Annotated in this window: 21 protein-coding genes; 7 read left to right on the top strand and 14 right to left on the bottom strand. The window is 76.1% G+C overall.

The window, feature by feature from the left end:
* Positions 1-67 precede the first annotated feature (67 nt).
* On the bottom strand, positions 68-685 hold the full coding sequence (locus ACFUMH_RS12495) for a hypothetical protein (RefSeq protein WP_378205656.1): 618 nt from the start codon (positions 683-685) through the stop codon (positions 68-70).
* A gap of 169 nt (positions 686-854) precedes the next feature.
* On the opposite strand from ACFUMH_RS12495, the gene ACFUMH_RS12490 reads away from it, so the two are divergent.
* Together ACFUMH_RS12490 and ACFUMH_RS12485 are read left to right on the top strand one after the other, a co-directional pair.
* Positions 855-1,754, top strand: a complete 900-nt coding sequence (locus ACFUMH_RS12490) for an NAD(P)H-binding protein (RefSeq protein WP_378205653.1) — start codon at positions 855-857, stop codon at positions 1,752-1,754.
* 68 nt (positions 1,755-1,822) lie between these two features.
* Positions 1,823-2,155, top strand: a complete 333-nt coding sequence (locus ACFUMH_RS12485; protein WP_378205650.1) for a DUF3140 domain-containing protein — start codon at positions 1,823-1,825, stop codon at positions 2,153-2,155.
* Positions 2,156-2,324: 169 nt separating this feature from the next.
* Here ACFUMH_RS12485 and ACFUMH_RS12480 read toward each other — a convergent pair whose 3' ends face one another.
* From ACFUMH_RS12480 to ACFUMH_RS12470, 3 genes are all read right to left on the bottom strand, one after another.
* Positions 2,325-2,849 (bottom strand): GNAT family N-acetyltransferase, encoded by a 525-nt coding sequence (locus ACFUMH_RS12480; protein WP_378205647.1) that lies wholly within the window; start codon positions 2,847-2,849, stop codon positions 2,325-2,327.
* Between the two features lie 35 nt (positions 2,850-2,884).
* The gene (locus tag ACFUMH_RS12475) at positions 2,885-3,091 is read right to left on the bottom strand and encodes a hypothetical protein (RefSeq protein WP_378205644.1); all 207 of its coding nucleotides are present in this window, start codon (positions 3,089-3,091) and stop codon (positions 2,885-2,887) included.
* 75 nt (positions 3,092-3,166) lie between these two features.
* Positions 3,167-3,823, bottom strand: a complete 657-nt coding sequence (locus ACFUMH_RS12470; protein WP_378205641.1) for an MBL fold metallo-hydrolase — start codon at positions 3,821-3,823, stop codon at positions 3,167-3,169.
* Positions 3,824-3,912: 89 nt separating this feature from the next.
* Between ACFUMH_RS12470 and ACFUMH_RS12465 the strand changes: the two genes are divergently transcribed.
* Positions 3,913-4,680: a ParA family protein gene (locus ACFUMH_RS12465; protein WP_378205638.1), complete on the top strand. Its 768-nt coding sequence runs from the start codon at positions 3,913-3,915 to the stop codon at positions 4,678-4,680.
* 165 nt (positions 4,681-4,845) lie between these two features.
* Here the strand turns inward: ACFUMH_RS12465 and ACFUMH_RS12460 are convergent, their stop codons facing one another.
* The 8 genes from ACFUMH_RS12460 to ACFUMH_RS12425 all read right to left on the bottom strand — a co-directional run bounded on the left by ACFUMH_RS12460 (position 4,846) and on the right by ACFUMH_RS12425 (position 10,937).
* Positions 4,846-5,433, bottom strand: a complete 588-nt coding sequence (locus tag ACFUMH_RS12460; protein ID WP_378205635.1) for a MerR family transcriptional regulator — start codon at positions 5,431-5,433, stop codon at positions 4,846-4,848.
* A 157-nt stretch (positions 5,434-5,590) separates the two neighbouring features.
* Positions 5,591-6,115 carry a bifunctional nuclease family protein gene (locus ACFUMH_RS12455; RefSeq protein ID WP_378205632.1) on the bottom strand — a complete coding sequence of 175 codons (525 nt, stop codon included), beginning with the start codon at positions 6,113-6,115 and terminating at the stop codon, positions 5,591-5,593.
* 86 nt (positions 6,116-6,201) lie between these two features.
* The gene (locus tag ACFUMH_RS12450) at positions 6,202-6,867 is read right to left on the bottom strand and encodes a MerR family transcriptional regulator (protein WP_378205629.1); all 666 of its coding nucleotides are present in this window, start codon (positions 6,865-6,867) and stop codon (positions 6,202-6,204) included.
* Positions 6,868-6,991: 124 nt separating this feature from the next.
* A complete protein-coding gene (locus ACFUMH_RS12445; protein WP_378205626.1) occupies positions 6,992-7,465 on the bottom strand; it encodes an FHA domain-containing protein in 474 nt (157 codons plus the stop codon).
* Positions 7,466-7,592: 127 nt separating this feature from the next.
* Entirely contained in the window at positions 7,593-9,023 is a 1,431-nt protein-coding gene (locus tag ACFUMH_RS12440; protein ID WP_378205623.1) for a DUF881 domain-containing protein, read from the bottom strand.
* Positions 9,020-9,352: a small basic family protein gene (locus ACFUMH_RS12435; protein WP_136519984.1), complete on the bottom strand. Its 333-nt coding sequence runs from the start codon at positions 9,350-9,352 to the stop codon at positions 9,020-9,022. The genes ACFUMH_RS12440 and ACFUMH_RS12435 overlap by 4 nt, the downstream gene beginning before the upstream one ends.
* Positions 9,349-10,290 carry a DUF881 domain-containing protein gene (locus ACFUMH_RS12430; RefSeq protein WP_378205620.1) on the bottom strand — a complete coding sequence of 314 codons (942 nt, stop codon included), beginning with the start codon at positions 10,288-10,290 and terminating at the stop codon, positions 9,349-9,351. Before ACFUMH_RS12430 ends, ACFUMH_RS12435 begins: the two co-directional genes overlap by 4 nt.
* 47 nt (positions 10,291-10,337) lie before the next feature.
* Positions 10,338-10,937 (bottom strand): CDP-alcohol phosphatidyltransferase family protein, encoded by a 600-nt coding sequence (locus ACFUMH_RS12425; RefSeq protein ID WP_378205617.1) that lies wholly within the window; start codon positions 10,935-10,937, stop codon positions 10,338-10,340.
* Positions 10,938-11,055: 118 nt separating this feature from the next.
* On the opposite strand from ACFUMH_RS12425, the gene ACFUMH_RS12420 reads away from it, so the two are divergent.
* Entirely contained in the window at positions 11,056-11,472 is a 417-nt protein-coding gene (locus ACFUMH_RS12420) for a CoA-binding protein (protein ID WP_378205614.1), read from the top strand.
* 253 nt (positions 11,473-11,725) lie between these two features.
* Positions 11,726-13,489 carry a DEAD/DEAH box helicase gene (locus ACFUMH_RS12415; protein WP_378205659.1) on the top strand — a complete coding sequence of 588 codons (1,764 nt, stop codon included), beginning with the start codon at positions 11,726-11,728 and terminating at the stop codon, positions 13,487-13,489.
* A gap of 137 nt (positions 13,490-13,626) precedes the next feature.
* Here the strand turns inward: ACFUMH_RS12415 and ACFUMH_RS12410 are convergent, their stop codons facing one another.
* The gene (locus tag ACFUMH_RS12410) at positions 13,627-16,302 is read right to left on the bottom strand and encodes a substrate-binding domain-containing protein (RefSeq protein ID WP_378205611.1); all 2,676 of its coding nucleotides are present in this window, start codon (positions 16,300-16,302) and stop codon (positions 13,627-13,629) included.
* Positions 16,303-16,479: 177 nt separating this feature from the next.
* Here ACFUMH_RS12410 and ACFUMH_RS12405 point away from each other — a divergent pair, with 177 nt between their 5' ends.
* Together ACFUMH_RS12405 and ACFUMH_RS12400 are read left to right on the top strand one after the other, a co-directional pair.
* Entirely contained in the window at positions 16,480-17,469 is a 990-nt protein-coding gene (locus ACFUMH_RS12405) for a LacI family DNA-binding transcriptional regulator (protein ID WP_378205608.1), read from the top strand.
* Positions 17,470-17,664: 195 nt separating this feature from the next.
* Positions 17,665-19,560, top strand: a complete 1,896-nt coding sequence (locus ACFUMH_RS12400; protein WP_378205604.1) for a glycoside hydrolase family 6 protein — start codon at positions 17,665-17,667, stop codon at positions 19,558-19,560.
* A 97-nt stretch (positions 19,561-19,657) separates the two neighbouring features.
* Here the strand turns inward: ACFUMH_RS12400 and ACFUMH_RS12395 are convergent, their stop codons facing one another.
* Entirely contained in the window at positions 19,658-20,713 is a 1,056-nt protein-coding gene (locus tag ACFUMH_RS12395; protein WP_378205601.1) for a threonine aldolase family protein, read from the bottom strand.
* Between the last annotated feature and the right edge of the window lie 88 nt (positions 20,714-20,801).

The raw sequence follows: 20,801 nt of genomic DNA, 5'->3' as shown, positions 1-20,801 counted from the left end.
GCGTCGCCGCCGGCCCGCACCCGTAGCCCGGCACCGGCGCTGTCGCACCCGCGCCGTCGCGGCCCGGTCACACCGGGAGCACGCGGGCGCGGTGCTCGCCGACCGCCACGACGGCGGCCACGGTCAGCGCCCGGTCGGTCGCCGCGAGCAGCAGGGCGTGCGCCCACGCGCGTTCGAACGAGCCGTGGTCACCGCCGGCGGCGCGGACGACCGCGACGACGACACCGCCGCCGGGCGGCTCCTGCTCGAGGACCGACGCGAGGACGTGCACGATCTGCCGTGCCGCGGCGGCGTCGGGCCGCAGGGGCACGTCGCTGATCGGCAGCACGACGGGCAGCAGCCGCCGGTCGGCGTCGAGGAGCGCGAACCACAGCGCGGGCGGCCCGGCGCGCTCGGGCCCGACGAGCCGGAGCATCAGCTCGAGCGCGGCGTCCGCGTCGGGCACCGCCACACCGGGCGACACCGCGTCGGCGAGGTCGTCGTCGGGTCCGGGCGCCGACCAGCCGGCGCCCGCCGGGTGCGGCCGGGGGCTGCCGTGGTCGGCGGCGCGGCGCTCCGCGGTGCCGCGGCCCGCGTCGTCGGGTCGGGCGTCGTCCGGTCGGGCGGGGTCGGGTCGGGCGGGGTCGGGACGGGTGGGGTCGGGACGGGTGGGCTCGGGCGCGTCGGCGCCGGTCGGGTCGCTCATGGCGGTGGAGCGTCACGGGGGAGCGGAGCCGGCGGAGCGGGGCGGCGACCGGCCCGTGGACGGGCTGCCGCGGCGGCGAGGCTGGGGTCGGTTCGGCAGGCGCGCAGGGGCGCGGGTGTCGGTGGTCGGCGGTAGACCGGTGCCGTCCGTCCCGACGGAGGAGGTTCCCGTGCGCATCGTCGTCAGCACACCGACCGGGCAGGTCGGGTCGCGCGTCGTGGCTCGCCTGCACCGTGCCGGCGTCCGGCCCGTGCTGGTGGTCCGCGACCCCGGCCGCCTCCCGCCCGACGTCCGGCGCCGCAGCGAGGTGGTCACGGCCGACCTCACGGACCTTGACGCCGTCGTGCGCGCCACCCGCGGCGCCGACGCGCTGCACTGGGTCGCGCCGTCGCTCGCACCCGACCCGGTCGCCGCCTACGACCGGCTCGGACGGGTCGCCGCGGCGGCGGTGCGCGAGAACGGCGTCGCGCGCGTCGTCGTGCAGAGCAGCGTCGGCGCGGAGGCTCGCGGGGGGTTCGGCGAGATCGACGGCCTCGGCGCCCTCGAGGAGCACCTCGACGGCAGCGGAGCGGCGGTCACGCACCTGCGCTGCGGCTACTTCTTCAGCAACCTGCTCCTCGACCTCGCTGCGCTGCGGACCGGCGTCGTCGCGTCACAGCTCGAGGTGGGCCGTCGGATCCCGTGGGTCGCGCCGGACGACGTCGCGGACGTGGCGGCGCAGCGCCTGCTGTCGGTCGACTGGTCCGGTCGCACGACGCAGGGCGTCCTCGGCCCGGCGGACCTCTCGACGGCGGACGTCGCCGCGACGCTGACGGAGGTCGTCGGGCGGCCGTTCCGGGCGGAGCAGGTCGCCGACGACGTCGTCGCGGAGCAGCTCCGCGCGGTCGGCATGCCGCCGACGCAGGTCGAGGCGGTGGTCGGCATGGCGCGCGGGTTCCGCTCCGACGTGCGCCGGGAGGACGCCCGCGACGCGGTGAGCACGACACCGACGACCTTCCGGGCGTGGGCGGCCGAGCACCTGGTCCCGGTGCTGCGCGACGACGGACGAACCGGAGAAGACATGGGATGACTCAGGGGGATGTGAGCGCCCGGCGTCCCCGGGATGTCGGCCTCGCGCCGGGGTGCGAGCATCGGCTGATGGACGAGGACGAGCGCACGCAGGTGGCGAAGGACTTCCACGAGGCGGTCACCATGACGCCGGCCGAGCTCGAGCGCTGGCTCGAGACCGACGAGTCACGGTCCGTCGGCCAGAAGGACGGCGGCGGCGAGTCGGTCGGCCACGAGTCGGGACGCCGCATCGTCGAGATCCTGCGCACGAAGAAGGCCGACCTGACGGACGACGACCACGAGCACATGCGCAAGGTCGTCGGCTACGTGCACCGGCACCTGGCGCAGCGACCCGACGGCGACGTCACGGACACGCGCTGGCGGTACTCGCTGATGAACTGGGGCCACGACCCGCTGACGTGACGCCCACGACGTGTCGGCGACGGCAACCGTCGCGTCCTGCCGCGTCGTCGACGCGTCGGCACGGCGGTGGCCGCACGCCCCTCTCCGCGCTCCTCCGCACAACGCCGATAATGTGCATTATGTCAGAACGCCTGCCGGTACGACGTGCCCGTCGCTCCCGACCGCTCCCTCAGGCCGAGTCGGATCGCGGGCTGGCGGCGAGCCCGGCCACGTCGACGTGGCGCTCGTAGCGCTCCTCGGTGCGGTCCGGGTCGCGCGGCAGCACCTGGCGTTCGCCGGTGCGCACGAAGCCGGCACGCACGTACAGGTCGACGGCGGACGCGTTGTCCTCGACGACCCACAGCGACACGGTGTCCGCGCCGTCCTGCGCGGCCGCGCGCACCACGGCGTCGAGCATCGCCCAGGCGACGCCCTGGCGGCGGGCCTCCGGCGCGACCCACATCTGGACGACGTGGCGGTCGTGCTCGGGCGATCCCGGCTCCTGGATCATCGACACGAGCCCGCGGGGCGTCCCGTCGTCGTCGACGGCGACCCAGGTCGAGCTCGTACGCAGCCGCATGCGCCAGTGCGACTCGAGGAACCGCTCCTCGCGCGCGAGGGACGACCCGAAGACGTCCGGCGACTCGCGCAGCGCCCGCAGGCGGATGTCACGGACGAGCGTCCAGTCGTCCTCGGCCACGGCGCGGATCTGCATCGGGCCAGGATGCCCTACGTCGGTGCCCGCGTGCCTCAGCCGAACTCGCGCGCCGTCGGGCCGTCGTCGGGACGCTGCTCCCCCAGGCCGTCGGCGCCGTCCAGGTCGGCCGCCGCGCGCCGCTCACCACCGTGGCCCGCGGGGTCCGGGACGGAGCGGGCGAGGTCGGCGACCTCCTCCTCCGGGCGCGGCGGGACGGTCTCGTCCTGCTCCAGGTGCGGCACGTCGTGGCTCTCCGACACGGTGTCTCCTTCCGACGCGCCCACGCTAGCCACCCGGTCCTCGTCCGGCGACCGGTGCGCCCCGCGGCACCGCGCTCACCCCGGGAGCCGCAGCGACTCCCCCGACGCGAGCACGACGAGCTCGCTCGCGGGGACGAGCGTGCGCAGCAGGCGCACCGCGCCCGCGCGGCCCCGCTCGCTCAGGAGCTCGTCGTGGATCGGGACGACCGTGCGCGGCGCCACGGCGCGGACGTAGTCGGCGGCGTCCGCGAGCCGCAGCCATGGCGCGCCGACGGGCTGCAGCAGCACGTCGACGGACGCGCCGTCCGGCGGCAGGGTGTACGAGTCCCCCGGGTGCAGCAGCACGTCGTCGACGAGGTACGCCACGTTCGCCGGCACGGGCAGGTCCGGGTGGATCACCGCGTGCCGCTCCCCCAGCACCCGGACGCGCGCACCGGCGACCGTGAGGTCGTCGCCGTCGGCGACCGGGTGCATCCGGTCGCGGGGCGCGCCCGCCGCCTCCAGGTCGGCGACCACGGTCTCGGGAGCCCACACCTCGACCCCGGCACGGACGCGGTCGGCCACGGGCCCCACCTCGACGTGGTCCGGGTGCTCGTGCGTGACCAGCACGGCTTCCGCGCCGTCGAGCGCGGCGTCGAGGTCGCTCCACGTGCCCGGGTCGACGACGAGCACGCGCCCGTCGCGCTCGATGCGGACGCAGGAGTGCCCGTGGCGGGTGATCGTCAGCGGCATGCGCCCATCCTGGTGCAGCGGTGGCCCCGACGCACCGGCGCGCCGCGCGGCGATTCGTGCGGCACCGGCCGCCCGACTACCGTGGCCGCGTGCTCGTCCTCGGTGTGTGCAGCCTCAAGGGTGGTGTCGGCAAGACCTCGGTGACGCTCGGGCTGGCCTCGGCCGCCCTCGAGCGCGGGGTGCGCACCCTCGTCGTCGACCTCGACCCGCAGGGGGACTCGACGATGGCGCTCGGCGCCGCCGGTGCCGCCGCGGGCGACGTGGCGTCCGTGCTCGACGCGCCGTCCGACGCCACGGTGGCGGCCGCGACCGCGCCGTCGAGCTGGTCCGACCGCGGCCTCGACGTCCTCGTCGGCTCGGAGCGCTCGGTGCTGCACGACCGTGTGGACGACGACGACCTCGACCGCCTCCGCTACGCGCTGTCCTGGGTCGCGGGCTACGACCTCGTGCTCATCGACTGCCCGCCGTCGTTGGGCGGGCTCACGCGCACGGGCCTGACCGCCTGCGACCGTGCGGTCGTGGTGACGGAGCCGGGCCTGTTCGCGGTCATGGCCGTCGGCCGGGCGATGCGCACGATCGACGAGCTGCGGCGCACCGCCGCGCCCGGGCTGCAGCCCCTCGGCATCGCCGTGAACCGGGTCCGCGCCCGCTCGGTGGAGCAGGCGTACCGGTTGCAGGAGCTGCAGACGCTCTACGGTCCCCTGGTCCTGTCCCCCCACGTCCCCGAGCGGGCCGCGCTGCAGCAGGCGCAGGGCGCGGCGCAGCCCGTGCACGCGTGGCCCGGTGCGGCCGCCGCGGAGCTCGCGGACGTCTTCGACCAGCTGCTCGAGCGGGCCCTGCGGGCGCCGCGTCGCTGACGGCCCCCTCCCCCAGGCGGCGGAGTTCGTCGCCGTCACGTCGGGCGTCGCCCCGGCACCCGCGCACGCCGCTCCGGCACCCGCGCACGCCGCCCCGGCGGGCCCGCGCACGACGACGCCCGGCCGGTGGTCCGGCCGGGCGTCGGGTGGGTCGCTGGTGCGGCGTCAGCCGGCGGTGCGCGCCTGGCGGCGCAGCGCGAGCTCGTCGTGCGGGTTCGGCACCGGGGCGGTGCCGTCGTCCTCGGCGCGCTCGGTCGGCAGCTCGGCGAGGGTGCCCTCGACCTCGCGCCACACGCGGCCGACGGCGATGCCGAAGACGCCCTGCCCGCCCTGCACGAGGTCGATGACCTCGTCCGCGGACGTGCACTCGTAGACGCTCGCGCCGTCGGACATCAGCGTGATCTGCGCGAGGTCGTCGACGCCGCGCTCGCGCAGGTGCCCGACGGCCGCACGGATCTGCTGCAGGGACACGCCGGTGTCCAGGAGCCGCTTGACCACCTTGAGCACCAGGATGTCCCGAAAGCTGTACAGCCGCTGGGTGCCCGAGCCGGTGGCCGGGCGGATCGACGGCTCCACGAGGCCGGTGCGGGCCCAGTAGTCGAGCTGCCGGTAGGTGATGCCGGCGGCGCGGCACGCGGTCGGCCCGCGGTACCCCGTCGCGACGTCGAGGTCGGGGAGGTCGTCGTCGAACAGCAGGCCCTGCGCACGCTGCGGGACGGGTCCGGAGTTCTCGGCAGTCTCGTTGCTCACCACGGGCCTCCCTCGGCGTCCGCGGTGCGGGCGCGCTGTTCTCGATCTGCCTGCAACGCTAGGCCTGCGTCGACAGGACTGCAACGAGCCGCCCCGGCGTGTCGCGCGCGCATGTCTCACCTTCAGGTGGAGGTCGAGGGTGTACGGACGCCCCCGGTCCTCACACGTCGCGCCCGCCCGGCTCGGCGCCCGGCTCGTGCCCGGTCTCGAAGTCCTCCGCCGACACCTGGTCGAGGAACTCGCGGAACTGCGCGAGGTCCTCCTCGCGCGTCGCCGGCCGCACCTCCACGCCGGCCACGGCGACCACCTCGGCGGAGCAGAGCACCGGGCAGTCGAAGCGCAGCGCGACCGCGATCGCGTCCGACGCGCGCGAGTCGACCCGCTGCCCGCCGCGCAGCACGAGCGCCGCGTGGAAGACGCCGTCCTCGAGCCGCGTGATCTCGACGTGCACGACCGGGGCGCCCGCCGCGACGAGCGCGTCCCGCAGCAGGTCGTGCGTCATGGGCCGCGGCGGCACGACGCCGGCCTGCGCGGACGCGATGGCCGACGCCTCCGCCGGGCCGATGAGGATCGGCACGAGCAGCGCGGAGTCCGGGTCCAGCAGGAGCACGACGATCTCGTCGTCGGCCAGGTGCGTGCGCACGCCGACGACCTCCACGGGCACCAGCTCGGGATCCTCGGACACGCCTCCACGCTACGACGCGGTCGCGGCGGCGTCTGCCCGAGACCGGCACCGCGTGTCGTGCACGCGGCGGATCGGCACGCGTGCCGTCAGGGCGTGAGGTCGGCGACCGCGGAGCGCAGCAGCGCCGTCTGCATCTGGGCGCACAGCTCGCCCACCTCGGCGGCCAGCGTCGAGGCGCGCGCCCGGGCGGACACGCTGCGCTGCCCGCGCCACGGCGCGACCACCTGGTCGACGAGGTCGGCCTGGCGGTCGGCGGCGGCGCGGAACGTGCGCAGGTGGCGCGGGTCGATGCCGTGCTCGGCCAGCGCCGCGGCAGCCACCACCACCTCGCGCGCCCACGCGTCGAACACGCCGCGGTGGTCCGGGCGCAGCACGCCCTGCGCGACGAGGTCGTCCACGAGCTCCGGCGGCACGCGGGCCTCCTGCGCGAGGCGCTCCGCGGTGAGCCGGTCCGGCGTCCGTGCCACCCCGTCGCTCGTGGCGAGACGGGCGCGCGGCGGCGCCTCGTCCTCCTCCTCGCCGGCGTCGAGGGCGGCCAGCCGCTCCCCGATGACCTTGAGCGGCATGTACCGGTCGCGCTGCTGGCGCAGCACGAACCGCAGCCGCTCGACGTCCGCCGGCGAGTACTGCCGGTACCCCGACGGCGTGCGCACCGGCGCGACCAGGCCCTGCTCCTCGAGGAAGCGCAGCTTGGACGTCGTCACGGCGGGGAACTCGAGCCGCAGCGCCGCGAGCACGTCCGAGATGCGCATGCTCGCGCGCCGCGACAGCCCGCGGGGCCACGGCTCGGTGACCGCCTCCGCCGGCTGCCCGCCACGCGGCGGCTCCGTCCGAGGCGCACCCGTCCGCGGCGCCGCCGCCCGCGCGACCGCGCCGTCAGGAGGCGTCACGGTGGGGGCTGGGGTGGAACGTCATGCGGTACTTGCCGATCTGCACCTCGTCGCCCGCGCGCAGGACGACCTGGTCGATGCGGGTGCGGTTCACGTACGTGCCGTTCAGCGAGCCGATGTCCCGGACGACGAACTGGTTGCCGTCGCGGACGAAGTCCGCGTGCTTGCGCGACACCGTGACGTCGTCGAGGAAGATGTCGGCGCTCGTGCTGCGGCCGGCCGTCGTGCGCTCCGCGTCGAGCAGGAACCGCGCCCCGGAGCTCGGACCGCGCTGCATGATGAGCAGCGCCGAGGTGGGCGGGAGGGCCTGCACCGCGGCCGACTCGTCGGCCGTCAGCCCCACGCGTGCGGGGGCCTCCTGCTCGACGGGTTCCAGCGAGCCGAAGCTGACGGTCGTGTCGGGTCCGTCGCCGCGGTACGTCGGCAGCCCTCCGGCCGGAGCCGGTCGATCGTCGCTCATGTGCACCTCCCGTGTCGGTCGCGGGCGCGTCGACGCTCCCGCCTCGACCCAGCCGTCGCGGGTCTCACCCTATGTGGTGTCGGCACGTCCGTGCAGCACACTGAGCACCTGGGCGAGTGACGTGCGGTCAGCCGCCGTCGGGCACCGGGGTCGCGTGCACCGGCTCGGGCAGCTCGCGCAGCGCGGTCACGTCGACGCGCTCGAGCGTCTCGACGGTGCCGCGCCCGCCGTCCGTGCGGACCTTCGCGACGGCTCCGCCGGGGATCTCGAGGGCCGTGGCGATCGTGTCGGGCTCGCCGATGACGAGCCAGCGGTACGGCGGCGACAGCGTCACCCCGTCCAGCACGATCTCGCCGGGCGCACCCGTGAACGCGCTGCTGGCCGTCACCCGCCGGTCGTTCACCTGGATCGCCTCGGCACCCGCGTTCCGCAGCTCCTCGAGCACGTGGAGCATCGTCGCGGCGCGGATGCTCGGCGAGGTCTCGGTGAGCGTCACCCGGACGCCCGGCCCCGTCGCCGGCAGCCGTCCGGTGAGGATCCCCTGCGTGGCCGCGTTGCGGCGTGCGGCGTCGAGCGCCGCCTGCTGGCGGTCGGAGCCGGAGAGAAGCTCGTCGTGCTCGCGCTGGAGGTCCGCCGCCTCCTGCGCGAGCTCGTCCGCGCGCGTGGTCGTCTCGTCCAGCAGCCGCACGAGGTCGTCCTGCCGCAGCGAACCGAGCTGCGTGTCCGTGGTCTGGCGGACCTGGACGACCAGCGCGAAGCCGAGCAGCGCGCACAGCGCCGCCGTGAGCAGCTGCCCGGTGGTGGTCCGCGGCCGCATGGCGTGCGCGAGGCGCGCCCACGCCGACCGCTCCCCCGGGGGGCGCTCGTGCCGGTCGTGCACCGGCGGTGCGGCGGCCGGGACCGCGTCCGCACCGGCGGCGGCGACGTGCTCGCCCTGCTCGGCGGCGACCACGTCGCCCGGGGTCGACGGCTCGGCCGGCCGGTCTGCGCGCGGCGCGACCGCCGACGTGGTCGTGGGCAGGTCCCCGACATCGCCGGGCTCGTGCGGCGCGACCGCCGCGTCGGACCGGTGCCCGCCGTCCGCTCCCGCGGACGGGACGGCCGGCTCGTCGGGCGCGGCGTCGTCGACGGCGAGGTCGTCGACCGCCGGGTCGTCGCGCGCGAGGTCCTCGGCCGCGGGATCGTTCGCCGCGCGGTCCTCGACGGCCAGGTCGTCGGCCGCGAGGTCCTCGTCGCGCTCGCGCTCGTCGCCGGCGGGGACGTCCCACCCGAGGTCGCCGAGGCCCAGGGGGTCACGGGGGTCGATGGCGGGCGCGTCGTCCGGCGCGGAGGTGCGGGCGTCGGGGTACTCCGCCCGGGCCGCGGGAGCGGCGTCGTCGGCGCCGAGGTCGTCGGCCGGTGCCGGTGCCTCCGCCCCCACGACGTCGTCGGTGGGCGCCACCCGGTCGCCCACGGGCCGGTCCGCGGGCGTCGCGTCCGGCGCGTCGCCGGTCACGCGCGGGGCGGTCCCGGCGTCCCCCTCGCGCGCCGCGTCGTGCCGGTCGTCCGCGGTCGTCATGCCTTGAACAGGTGGCGGCGGATCGACGCGGCGTTGGAGAAGATGCGGATGCCGAGCACGACGATGACGGCCGTCGTCATCTGCGAGCCGACCCCGAGCTGGTCGCCGAGGAACACGATGAGCGCGGCCACCACGACGTTCGAGAGGAACGACGTGAGGAAGACGCGCTCGTCGAAGATGCCGTCGAGGAAGGCGCGCAGCCCGCCGAACAGCGCGTCGAGCGCCGCCACGACCGCGATGGGGAGGTACGGCTGCAGGTTCGCCGGCACGGTCGGCTCGATGAGCAGGCCGGCGACGACGCCGAGCACGAGCCCGATCACCGCGATCACGAGCGCTCCCCTCCGTCAGGACGCCCCGACACTGCCACATCCGGCGACACCCGCCCAAGGGCGTCCGCAGCAGTCCCCCGACCGGCTGCGGTGCCACGGCGGCCCGGCGCCGGGGCCGACCCGGACGCCGTCGTGGCGTCCGGGTCACCGAGGACCTGGGCGGACCGGAGCGTCGGGGACCCGGCGGCCGGCAGCTCCAGACGGTCCTGCACGGTGACCTCGACCCCGATCCGGAACTGCTGGCGCAGGCTCGCGAGCCGCTGCCCCGCGGTGCCCCGTGCGAGCCCGGTCTGCAGCCCGGAGGGGTCCCCGACGGCCTCGACCGTGTACGGGCTCCCGAGCGGCCGCATGTCGACCAGCACCGCGGCGCCCGCGCCGCGGATCGCCGTCGTGGACGTGAGGCGGGCGCCGTTGATCGCGACCGCCTCCGCACCCGCCGCCCACAGGCCGTTCGCGAGCAGCTGCAGGTCGCCGTCCTGGACGCGGTTGTCGGGGTTCTCCTCCTCGCCCGGACCGGGGACCCAGTCGGTGAGGACGATCCGCAGGCCGGGCCCGGAGACGGGCACCCGCCCGCCGGGCACCGCGTCCTGCTGGAGCTGGGCGAGCAGGGCGGGGTCCTCGCTCGACGCCGCCGCGGTCTGCAGCGCCGCGATCTCGGCCGACAGCCGCGCGTTCTCGTCGCGCAGCGCCTCGGCGCGGCCGGTCCGCTCGCGGATCTCCGCCTCCAGGAGGGCCCGGGCCTCGAGCACCGCCGGCGGCGGCTGGCGCAGCGCGGTGGCCGCCGAGCTCGCGAACGCGCCGAGCGCGACGGCCAGCACGAGCAGCGCCGCCGCGCCGCGCCGGGTGCGGCGCGGTGCCGTGCCGGCACGCCGGCGGTCCGCGACCTCCTGGTAGCCGGGGTCCAGCGGGCGCCGGTAGGTCTCGTTGATGAGGGTCATCGACGCGTCCGCCGGGCGGTGCGGCCCGGGCTGCGCGTGGCGACGGTTCACGACGCGGTCGCCCGGTCGCGCCGGCGGTCGCCGCGCAGGACCGTGCCGGCCTGGGCCAGGTAGAGCACGCCGGCGAACCAGTAGAGGGCGACTCCCCACAGGGCGCACGCCCAGCCGAGCACGCCGGCGGCCTGCCCCAGCGTCGACGGCCACTGCGACAGGAACAGCAGCGGGAAGGCGTAGAGGAGGACGAGCGTGCCCGCCTTGCCGGCGAGGTGCACCCGCAGGGGCGGGTACCCGGCGCGGGCCAGCACGAGCAGCATCACCGCCAGCACGACGTCCCGTGCGACCAGCACCACGACGAGCCACACCGGGACCGTGCCGCGCCACGCGAGCCCGAGCAGCGTGACGAGGATGAACAGGCGGTCGGCCGCCGGGTCCAGCATCTGACCGAGCCGGGTCACCTGGTGCATGCGGCGTGCGACGACGCCGTCGAGCCAGTCGCTCGCGCCGGACACGGCGAGCACGACGAGCGCCCACGCGTCCTCGCCGTTCGCGACCAGCACCGCGAACACGGGCACGAGCAGCAGCCGTGCGAGGCTGATGACGTTGGGGACGGTGAGCACGCGCGTGCTGACCGCCTGCTCGTCCGTCACGCCCTCCCCCGTCCTCGTCCTGCCCGTGATCCTATGCGTACGCGCCACGGGGCCCCGCCGCGACGTCCCGGCACGACGTCGCACGGCGCGGCGCACGCGAGGGTGGCAGGCTCGAGGGATGAGTTCCGCCGTGGACCCGCAGGTCGTCGACCGGCTGCTGCGCACGTCGGCCACGTGGGCCGTCGTCGGCCTGTCGACCAACACGGCGCGGGCCGCGTACGGCGTCGCGGCGTACCTGCAGCGGCTCGGCCACACGGTCGTGCCGGTGCACCCGAGCGCACCCACGGTGCACGGCGTCCCGGGCGTGCGCCGCCTCGCGGACCTCGCCGAGCCGCCCGACGTCGTGGACGTGTTCGTCAACAGCCGCATCGCCGGGGGCGTCGTCGACGAGGCGGTCGCGGCGGGTGCCCGGGCGGTGTGGCTCCAGCTGGGCGTGGTGGACGAGGCGGCGGCGGCCCGCGCGCGCGCCGCCGGGCTGACGGTCGTCATGGACCGCTGCCCCGCGATCGAGGGGCGCGCCCGGGGCCTCGGCTGACCCGTGTGCGGGAGGTCACCGAGCCCCGCCCGCCCGCTCGGGCCCCGTCGCGGGTAGGCTGTCCGGGACAACAGGAGTCGTGTCGCGTCCCCGCGCGGGACGGCGAGCCCCCGGGCCGCCGTGTCCTGCCGATGCGTGTCGGACCGCCCGAGCGGCGGTCCAGGTGTGGGTTTCACGGGGTGAGCGACGTCGAAGGACGCCTTCGGGCGGCCCCGTCTCCCCCCTCCGACCGAACGGTCCCCTCTTGAGCACCATGCTGTCCGCACCCCTGCCTTCGTCCGACGCGACGGCCGCCGACGCCGTCACGTCCTTCGCCGACCTTGGCCTGTCCGGCGAGCTGCTCGCCGCCGTCACGGGCCTCGGCTTCACGGCGCCGACCCCCGTCCAGGCGCAGACGATCCCCGCCCTCCTCGACGGCCGCGACGTGGTCGGCGTCGCGCAGACCGGCACCGGCAAGACCGCCGCGTTCGGCCTGCCGCTGCTGCAGAACGTCGACCCGTCGCTGCGTGCCGTGCAGGCCGTCGTCCTCACGCCGACGCGCGAGCTCGCGATGCAGGTCGCCGACGCCATCACGTCGTTCGCCGAGCACCGCGACGGCCTGCAGGTCGTCGCCGTGTACGGCGGCTCCCCCTACCTGCCCCAGCAGCGCGCCCTCGCGCGCGGCGCCCAGGTGGTCGTCGGCACGCCCGGCCGCGTGATCGACCACCTCGACCGCGGCACCCTGAAGCTGCAGGACGTCCGGTTCCTCGTGCTCGACGAGGCGGACGAGATGCTGCGGATGGGCTTCGCCGAGGACGTCGACCGCGTGCTCTCGCAGACGCCGGCACCGCGGCAGGTCGCCCTGTTCTCCGCGACGATGCCCACGCAGATCCGGCGCGTCGCCGAGAAGCACCTCGTCAAGCCGGTCGAGGTCGCCGTCGCGCGGCAGTCGTCGACCGTCGCGGCCGTGTCGCAGTCGTACGCGGTCGTCCCGCACCGCCACAAGGCCGGTGCGCTGGCGCGCGTGCTCGCCGTGAGCGACGCCGACGCCGCGATCGTCTTCGTCCGGACCCGCGAGGCGGCCGAGGAGGTCGGCAACCTGCTGATCCAGCGGCAGATCGCGGCCGCCCACATCTCCGGCGACGTCGCGCAGGCCGACCGGGAGCGGATCGTCGAGCGGCTGCGTTCCGGCGCGCTCGACGTGCTCGTCGCGACCGACGTGGCGGCGCGCGGGCTCGACGTCGAGCGCATCGGCCTCGTGGTCAACATGGACGTGCCGCGCGAGGCCGAGACCTACGTGCACCGCATCGGCCGTACCGGCCGCGCCGGCCGCACGGGTGCCGCACTGACGTTCGTGACGCCGCAGGAGCGCGGCAAGCTGCGCCAGATCGAGCGCACGACGCGCACCCCGCTCGTCGAGACGACGATCCCCAGCCCGGCGGAGGTGTCGGCGCACCGCGTCGCGCAGCTGCTGGGCCGGACGCCGGAGCGCCTCGACGCCGGCCGTCTCGAGCTCTACCGGGACGCCGTGCGCACGCACCTCGCGGAGCATCCCGAGGTCGACGTGGCGGACCTGCTGGCCGCCGTCGCGGCCCTCGCGGTCGGCGACGAGGGCCCGGCGCCGCGCGGCTCCGAGGTCGAGGACCTCGACGACGCGGTGCGCCGCGCTCGCGAGACGCCGGACGACGCCCGCTCCGGCGGCGCCGGCCACGCCCCGGCGGGTCGTCGGCGCGCGACTACCGGCGGACCGAGCGGGCGGCCGCGCTACCGCGTCGCCGTCGGGCACCGGGACGGCGTCCAGGCGGGTCAGCTCGTCGGCGCGCTCACCGGCGAGGGCGGCCTGCAGGGCTCCGAGGTCGGGCGGATCGACATCTTCCACACCTTCGCCCTCGTCGACATCCCCGCGGGCCTGACGCCCGAGGCGGTCGACAAGCTCGGCCGCGCGCGCGTCGCCGGCCGCCCGCTGCGCATCCGCGTGGACACGGGCCCGCGCAACCACCCGAGCCGTGGCGAGCGGGTGCACCGCACCCACGCCTGAGCGTGACGCGCGGCCCGGCCACCGGACGGTGGCCGGGCCGCGCTGCGTCCGGGGCCGCACCGGGCGGCGACCGGCGCCGCATGTGCCCGGCAGGGCCGGCGTGCCGCACCCGTCGCCGCTCGACGGCGAGGGCCGCCTCAGCGCAGGACGGTCCCCCGCAGCGGGTCCGGCCGGGTCTGCTCGCGCAGCAGCACGATGTCCGCCTCGCGCAGCACGTCGGCGACGTCGCGCATGCCCCGCACGCTGCCGAGCACGCCGATCGCGATGCGGGGACCGATGTCGCGGCGCAGGCGCTCGAGCAGCTCCGAGAGCCGGTCGGGCATGCCGCCCGCGCCGACGTCGTCGACGAGCACCGCGAAGTCGTCCTCGCCGATGCGCGCGGTCGTGTCGCCCTCGCGCAGGGGGCGTCGCAGCTGGCGCACGACCTCCCGGTGCACGTCGGGCGCGACGTCGGAGGGCTCCCGGCCGGTGGTCGGCGCCTGCTCGACGACGCGGACCAGCGCGAGCGCGCAGTCGTACGCCGGCGACCGGCGCGTGCGCAGCAGGGCCGCGCCGAGCCGGTCCAGGAACAGCAGGCGGTTGACCAGACCCGTCTCGGGGTCGTGCAGCGCGTCCCGCTGGAGCGCGATCTCCGCCTCCTTGCGCTCGGTCACGTCGACGAGCGTGCCGACGAGCCGCGCCGGGCACCCGGCGTCGTCCAGCACGGTGACCGCGCGGCACATCATCCAGCGGTAGTCGCCGGACGACGTGCGGACGCGGTGCTCGAGCTCGAGCGGCGTGCCGCAGCCCGCGAGCTGGGCGGCGACGGCGGCGGAGAGCTCGTCGCGGTCGGCCGGGTGCACGCGCTCGAGCCACTCGGCGGGCTGGTCGCCGATCACCTCGTCGCCGTACCCGAGCGTCTGCTTCCAGCGCGGCGAGTAGTAGACGGTACCGGCGGACACGTCCCAGTCCCACGTGCCGTCGTGCGCGGCCATCGACGCCAGCGCGTACCGCTCCTCGCTCTCGCGCACGGTGTCGGCGAGCGCACGCTCGCGCGCGGCCGCCTGCTCCAGCGCCTTGCGCTGCTCCCGCAGGGACGCGAGCAGACGCTCCTGGTCGAGGGCGACGGCGAGCAGCGCGGCCCAGTGGTTGAACCGGTCGCGCGGCTGGGTGGACCGGGTCTCGACGACACCGTCGATGGCGAGCAGGCCCCAGTCGCTGCCGCCGAACGTCACGGGCACGACGAACGTCAGCTCGTTCGACCCCACGGTGCCCGCCCGGGTCAGCGCCGCCGGCGGGAACTGGCTGGCCGTCGTGCGGACGCCCACGAGGCGGGACAGCGTCCCGGTCGTGTCGTGCACGCCGACGATCTCCATCTCGCGGTCGCCCGGGCCGCGGTCCGACCCCACCCAGAGCCCGAGGCACGCGTGCCCCCGCACGCCGCGCGGGAGCCAGCCGAGCGCGCGCGGGCTGGCCCCGTCGCCGCGGAGCAGGTCCATGTCGACCTCGTACTGGTCGACGATCGTGCGCTCGAGCTGACCGCTGCGGGCGAGCATGGCCCGGGTGCAGCCCTTCGTCACCGCGAGCAGCACGTCGGTGACGGCCCGCCGGACGGCCGGGGCGTTCTGCCGGCGGGCCTCGGAGAGCGCTTCCACCTGGCGGCACTCGACCGCGCGGAGCACCGTGACCGACTGCTCGAGCGCCTCGGGGTGCGGCTGGAGCGCGGCGGTGAGGTCCGCGAGCCGGCCCAGGGCCGCGGCCGCCGGTGCGACGCCGCGCTCGGCGGCGGCCTCGACGGGGTCGACCACCGCGCGCCACCACGCCTCGCGCGCGTCCGGGCCGGGCCGGCGCGCGCCCGCGGCGCCCGCGGGCCCGGCGAACGCGGCGTCGGCGAGCCGGCGCACCAGGTCCGCGCCCGCGAGGCCCTCGTCGCCGGCGACGGCCGGCGACGTCACCTCGGTGCACCCGCACGACTCGCGGACGACGAGGCTCGACGCGACGCGGTGCTCGCCGGGCGCGACCTCCTCGCCCCGCATGCGCGCGAGCAGCAGGTGCACGGCCTGCTCCCCCACGCGGCCGAAGTGGGCGTCCACCGTGGACAGGCGGGGGCTCACGCGCGCCCCGGAGTCGGCGTGGTCGAAGGCGACGACCGCCTGGTCGCGGGGCAGCACGAGGCCGTGCGAGCGCAGCGCCCGCTGGAAGCCGACGGCGTTGCGGTCGGTCGCGGCGATGACGGCCGTCGTCGGCGTGCCCCCCGCGAGCAGGCGCGCGGCGGCGTCGACGCCGCCCTGCTCCTGGTTGTCCGAGGCCTCGTACCACCAGGACTCGTCGGACTCGATGCCGTGCTCGGCGAGCGTCGCGCGGTAGGCGGCGAAGCGCTCGCGCATGTCCCGCTGCGCCAGGTTCCCGAGGAAGCCGATCGCGGTGTGCCCGTGCCACAGCAGGTGCTCGACGGCCTCGCGCACGCCCCCGGCGTTGTCCGGCACGACGACCGGGTCGTCGGGGTGGACGGGGTCCTCGCTGACGAGCACGACGGGGACGCCCCACTCGCGCACCGCGGCGAGGCGCTCCTGGCTCAGCGACTTGCCGACGACGACCAGGCCGTCGACCGCGCCGAGGGCGACGGGGGTGTCGAGCACCGACTCGTCGGGGTAGCGCTCGCGGTCGAGGCCCGCGGGATACGTCTGCACGGCCACGACGCGGTGCCCGGCGCCGCGCGCCGCGCGCGCCACGCCGGCGATGAGGGCACCGAAGTAGAACCCGCCGACCACCGGCGACAGCACGCCGATCGTGCGCCGGACCGTGGCCGGCACCCCGCGCCGAGCAGTGACCATGAGCTACCTCGCCTACACCGTCGGAGCCGAGTTGATGCGAACCACCCACTTCGGGCGCAACACTAGGCGATCGTGGTCACTCCTGCACATGACAGCGGCAAAGACGCCGTATCTCCGGCGACCGGGGCACAGCCCGTCGTCGCCGGTCCCGCGGCGCGCCGCCCGACGATCACGGACGTGGCTCGCGCCGCGGGCGTGTCGATCGCGGTGGTGTCGTACGCGCTCAACGGGCGGCCCGGCGTCAGCGCCGCGACGCGCGAACGCGTGCTGCGCGTCGCCGACGAGTTCGGCTGGCGGCCGAGCGCCGCGGCGCGGTCGATGCGCAGCGGTCCGCGCGCCGTCGGGCTCGTGCTCGACCGGACGCTGACCGGCCCGGTCGGCTACGGCGCCGACGTCCTCGAGCTCGTCGTCGCGCTGCAGGACGTCCTGCGCACGCGCGGCCTGGCGCTGGTGCTCCAGGTCGTCGACGACCTCGCCGCCGCCGTGTCGCTGTACGGCGAGTGGTGGGCCGAGCGGCGGTTCGACGTCATGGTCGTCACCGACGTGCGGACCGAGGACCCACGGCTGGACGCGCTGCGGCGGCTCCGCATCCCGTCGGTCGTCGTGGCGAGCGGCGAGCCGACGGGCGAGATGGCGACGGTGGCCGTCGAGGACGCGGAGGCGACGGCGCGCGTCGGCCGGTACCTCATCGAGCTCGGGCACCGGCAGGTCGCGGTCGTCACGGGGCCGGACGCGCTGACCCGGACGCGCGCCCGCGTCGCGGGTCTCGAGCAGGCGGTGGCCACGAACGGCGGCGTCCTCGTCCACGAGGCGACGGCGGGCACGCCGGAGGGCGCCGCGGCGGCGTGCCGGCGCCTGCTCACGGGGGGCCGGCCGCCCACCGCGCTCGTGTTCGACACCGACCACATGGCCGTCGCCGCCCTCGACGTCACGCGTCGCACGGGGCTCGCCGTGCCGTGGGACGTCTCCGTGGTCTCGCTCACGGACTCGCCCCTCTGCCGGCTCGCGACCCCGTCCATCACCGCGCTGCCGACCGTGCAGTCGGAGCTCGGCACGTCCGTGGGCCACGCGGTGCTGCAGGTGCTCGACGGACGGGCCGCGACGGGGCCCCGGATCGCGGTCGGCGGGCTCGCGGTCCGGGGCAGCACGGGCCCTCGGTCGCGCTGACCTGCGGCGACGCACGCCGAGCACCATCCGGGCCGGGTAACGATTCGGTAACGCGGCACGCCCTAAACGGTTCGCGAGGGTCACGGCCGGCGGCGCCGCGTGATGGATTCCAGGCCAGTCGTCGTGGACTCCCCCGCGGCGGCCCGCACCTTGCCGCCGAGGGCCGGGTGCTCCGAACGGACCTGGAGGACACACGTGTCCACACACGGCAAGAGGACGGTCGGACGGCGCCTGCGCGCCGCCGCGACCGTGGCGACGGCAACGGCGCTCGTCGCGGTGCCGCTGACGCTGGCGAGCACGGCGGCCACGGCGGCCGAGCCGCACGTCGACAACCCCTACGCGGGCGCCAAGCAGTACGTGAACCCCACCTGGGCCGCGACGGTTGAGAGCGCTGCCACGCGCGCCGGCGACGCGACCCTGGCGGCCCAGATGCGCACGGTGGCGAAGCAGCCGACGGCCGTGTGGATGGACCGCATCAGCGCCATCGCCGGCAACGCGGACGGCAACGGCCTGAAGTTCCACCTCGACGAGGCGCTCAAGCAGAAGACCGGTACCACGCCGCTCGTCTTCAACCTCGTCATCTACAACCTGCCCGGCCGCGACTGCTTCGCGCTCGCGTCGAACGGCGAGCTCCCCGCCACGGACGCGGGGCTGGCCCGGTACAAGACCGAGTACATCGACCCCATCGTCGACCTGCTGTCCGACCCGAAGTACCAGGACATCCGGATCGCGGCGACGATCGAGCCGGACTCCCTGCCGAACCTCGTCACCAACATGTCCGAGGCGACGTGCCAGCGGTCGGCGCCGTACTACCGCGAGGGCGTCAAGTACGCGCTCGACGAGCTGAAGACGATGGACAACGTCTACACCTACATCGACGCGGCCCACTCGGGCTGGCTCGGCTGGGACACCAACGCGGCGCCCGCCGCGCAGCTCTTCGCGGAGGTCGCGAAGACCACGAAGAAGGGCTTCGCGTCCGTCGACGGGTTCGTCACCAACACGGCGAACTCGACCCCCCTCGCCGAGCCGTTCCTCACCGACCCGAACAAGCAGGTCGGCAGCGGCCAGGTCCGTTCCTCGTCGTTCTACGAGTGGAACTCGGACTTCGGCGAGCTGGCGTGGACGGCGCACCTGCACCGGCTGCTCGTGGCCGCGGGCTTCCCGTCCAGCACGGGCATGCTCATCGACACCTCGCGCAACGGGTGGGGCGGGCCGAACCGCCCGACGGCCGCGTCGACGAGCACGGACCTCAACACGTACGTCAACGAGTCCCGCATCGACAAGCGCACGCACCGCGGCGCGTGGTGCAACCCGCTGGGCGCCGGCATCGGCGAGCTCCCCCGGGCCACCCCGGCCGGCGCTCCGGCCGACTCGCACCTCGACGCGTACGTCTGGATCAAGCCCCCGGGCGAGTCGGACGGCGCCTCGAAGGAGATCCCGAACGACCAGGGCAAGAGCTTCGACCGCATGTGCGACCCGACCTACGTCGCGTCCAAGCTGGCCAACCAGCTGACGGGCGCCACGCCGGACGCCCCGCTCGCCGGCCAGTGGTTCGAGAACCAGTTCCGGACCCTCGTCCGCAACGCCTACCCGGTGATCCCCGCCAACGGCACGACGCCCACCCCGACGCCGACGCCGACGCCGACCGTCACCCCGACGGTCACGCCGACGCCGACGCCGACGCCCACGGTGACGCCGACGCCCACGGCCACCCCGACCGCGACGCCGACGGTCACGCCGACGCCGACGCCGACGGCCACCTCGGGCCCGGCCGCCTGCACCGTCCGCTACAGCGCGAACGGCTGGAGCACGGGCTTCACCGCCTCGGTCCGCCTGACCAACACGGGCTCCACGGCCCTCAGCAGCTGGAGCCTGCGCTTCACGCTGCCGGCCGGTCAGTCGGTCCAGCAGGGCTGGAGCGCCCAGTGGGCCCAGTCCGGCCAGTCCGTGACGGCCACCAACGCCGCCTGGAACGGCACGCTGGCGCCGGGCGCGTCGGTCGAGATCGGCTTCAACGGCTCGCAGACGAACGGCAGCAGCACCCCGCCGCCCGCCACGGGCTTCACGCTGAACGGCTCGGCCTGCCGCTGATCCGTCCTCCCGTCGGACCCCCGGTCTGACGACCCGCACGGGGCCCTCCCGGACGATGTCCGGGAGGGCCCCGTCGTGCGTGTCCGCCGGGGCCGGGTCAGGCGGCCGGGCGCCCCGCCAGCGCGTCGGCGAGCGCCGTCAGCAGGTCGTCGACGTCCTGCGGCCGCGTGTCGAAGGCGCACATGAGCCGCACCGTGCCGTCGGTGGGGTCCCAGTCGTAGAAGCGCCAGCGCCGCCGGAGCGCCGCGGCGACGTCCGCGGGCAGGCGCACGAACACCGCGTTGGCCTCGGTGGGCAGGGTGACGTCGAGCGACCCGAGGGCGTCGACCCCGGCGCGCAGGCGGTCCGCCATCGCGTTGGCGTGCGCCGCCGAGCGCAGCCACAGGTCGCCCTCGTACAGGGCGACGAGCTGCGCCGAGACGAACCGCATCTTCGACGCGAGCTGCATGCCGGACTTGCGCAGGTAGCCCACGCCGTCGACGGCGGCGGGGTCGAGGACGACGACCGCCTCGCCGAAGAGCAGGCCGTTCTTGGTGCCGCCGAGCGAGACCACGTCCACGCCGACGTCCGTGGTGAACGCCCGCAGGGGCAGGCCGAGACGCGCGGCCGCGTTCGACAGCCGTGCGCCGTCGACGTGCACGCGCATGCCCAGGGCGTGCGCCTGCTCGGTCAGCGCCCGGATCTCCTCCGGCCGGTAGACGGTGCCGAGCTCGGTGGACTGCGTGAGGGACACGACGCCCGGCTGCGCGCGGTGCACGTCGCCGAAGCCGTGGGCCTGCCGGGCGACGAGCTCGGGGGTCAGCCGGCCGTCGGGTGTGGGGACGGTGAGCAGCTTGAGCCCGCCGACGCGTTCCGGCGCCGCGTTCTCGTCGGTGTTCACGTGCGCGTTCGCGGAGCAGACGACGGCACCCCAGCGGGGCAGCATCGCCTGCAGCGCGACCACGTTCGCGCCGGTGCCGTTGAAGACGGGGTACGCGGTCGCGGCGTCGCCGAAGTGGGTGCGCACGACGTCCTGCAGGTGCGCCGTCCACGGGTCGTCGCCGTACGCGGGGGTGTGGCCGGTGTTGGCGGCGGCGAGCGCGTCGAGGACCTCGGGGTGCGCGCCCGCGTAGTTGTCGGACGCGAAGTGGCGGGTGTCGTGCGGGGTGGTCACGTCCCCGATTCTCCCGCACCGCACGCGGTGGACCGACGCCCCGGACGCCCGTCCGGGACGGCGCGCCCGGAAACGCGGACCCGCCGCT

Origin of the sequence: Cellulomonas sp. NPDC057328 (genome assembly GCF_042667215.1) — a bacterium.
Classification (GTDB): Bacteria; Actinomycetota; Actinomycetes; order Actinomycetales; family Cellulomonadaceae; genus Cellulomonas.
This window is presented reverse-complemented; position numbering and strand designations above follow the sequence as displayed.

What these genes read in the sequence shown, in the direction of transcription:
- ACFUMH_RS12440 (WP_378205623.1), bottom strand. Translation starts at nt 9,023, where the DNA reads ATGACGACCGCGGACGACCGGCACGACGCGGCGCGCGAGGGGGACGCC.
- ACFUMH_RS12495 (WP_378205656.1), bottom strand. Translation starts at nt 685, where the DNA reads ATGAGCGACCCGACCGGCGCCGACGCGCCCGAGCCCACCCGTCCCGAC.
- ACFUMH_RS12445 (WP_378205626.1), bottom strand. Translation starts at nt 7,465, where the DNA reads ATGAGCGACGATCGACCGGCTCCGGCCGGAGGGCTGCCGACGTACCGC.
- ACFUMH_RS12410 (WP_378205611.1), bottom strand. Translation starts at nt 16,302, where the DNA reads ATGGTCACTGCTCGGCGCGGGGTGCCGGCCACGGTCCGGCGCACGATC.
- ACFUMH_RS12450 (WP_378205629.1), bottom strand. Translation starts at nt 6,867, where the DNA reads ATGCGCATCTCGGACGTGCTCGCGGCGCTGCGGCTCGAGTTCCCCGCC.
- ACFUMH_RS12430 (WP_378205620.1), bottom strand. Translation starts at nt 10,290, where the DNA reads ATGACCCTCATCAACGAGACCTACCGGCGCCCGCTGGACCCCGGCTAC.
- ACFUMH_RS12420 (WP_378205614.1), top strand. Translation starts at nt 11,056, where the DNA reads ATGAGTTCCGCCGTGGACCCGCAGGTCGTCGACCGGCTGCTGCGCACG.
- ACFUMH_RS12485 (WP_378205650.1), top strand. Translation starts at nt 1,823, where the DNA reads ATGGACGAGGACGAGCGCACGCAGGTGGCGAAGGACTTCCACGAGGCG.
- ACFUMH_RS12415 (WP_378205659.1), top strand. Translation starts at nt 11,726, where the DNA reads ATGCTGTCCGCACCCCTGCCTTCGTCCGACGCGACGGCCGCCGACGCC.
- ACFUMH_RS12480 (WP_378205647.1), bottom strand. Translation starts at nt 2,849, where the DNA reads ATGCAGATCCGCGCCGTGGCCGAGGACGACTGGACGCTCGTCCGTGAC.
- ACFUMH_RS12470 (WP_378205641.1), bottom strand. Translation starts at nt 3,823, where the DNA reads ATGCCGCTGACGATCACCCGCCACGGGCACTCCTGCGTCCGCATCGAG.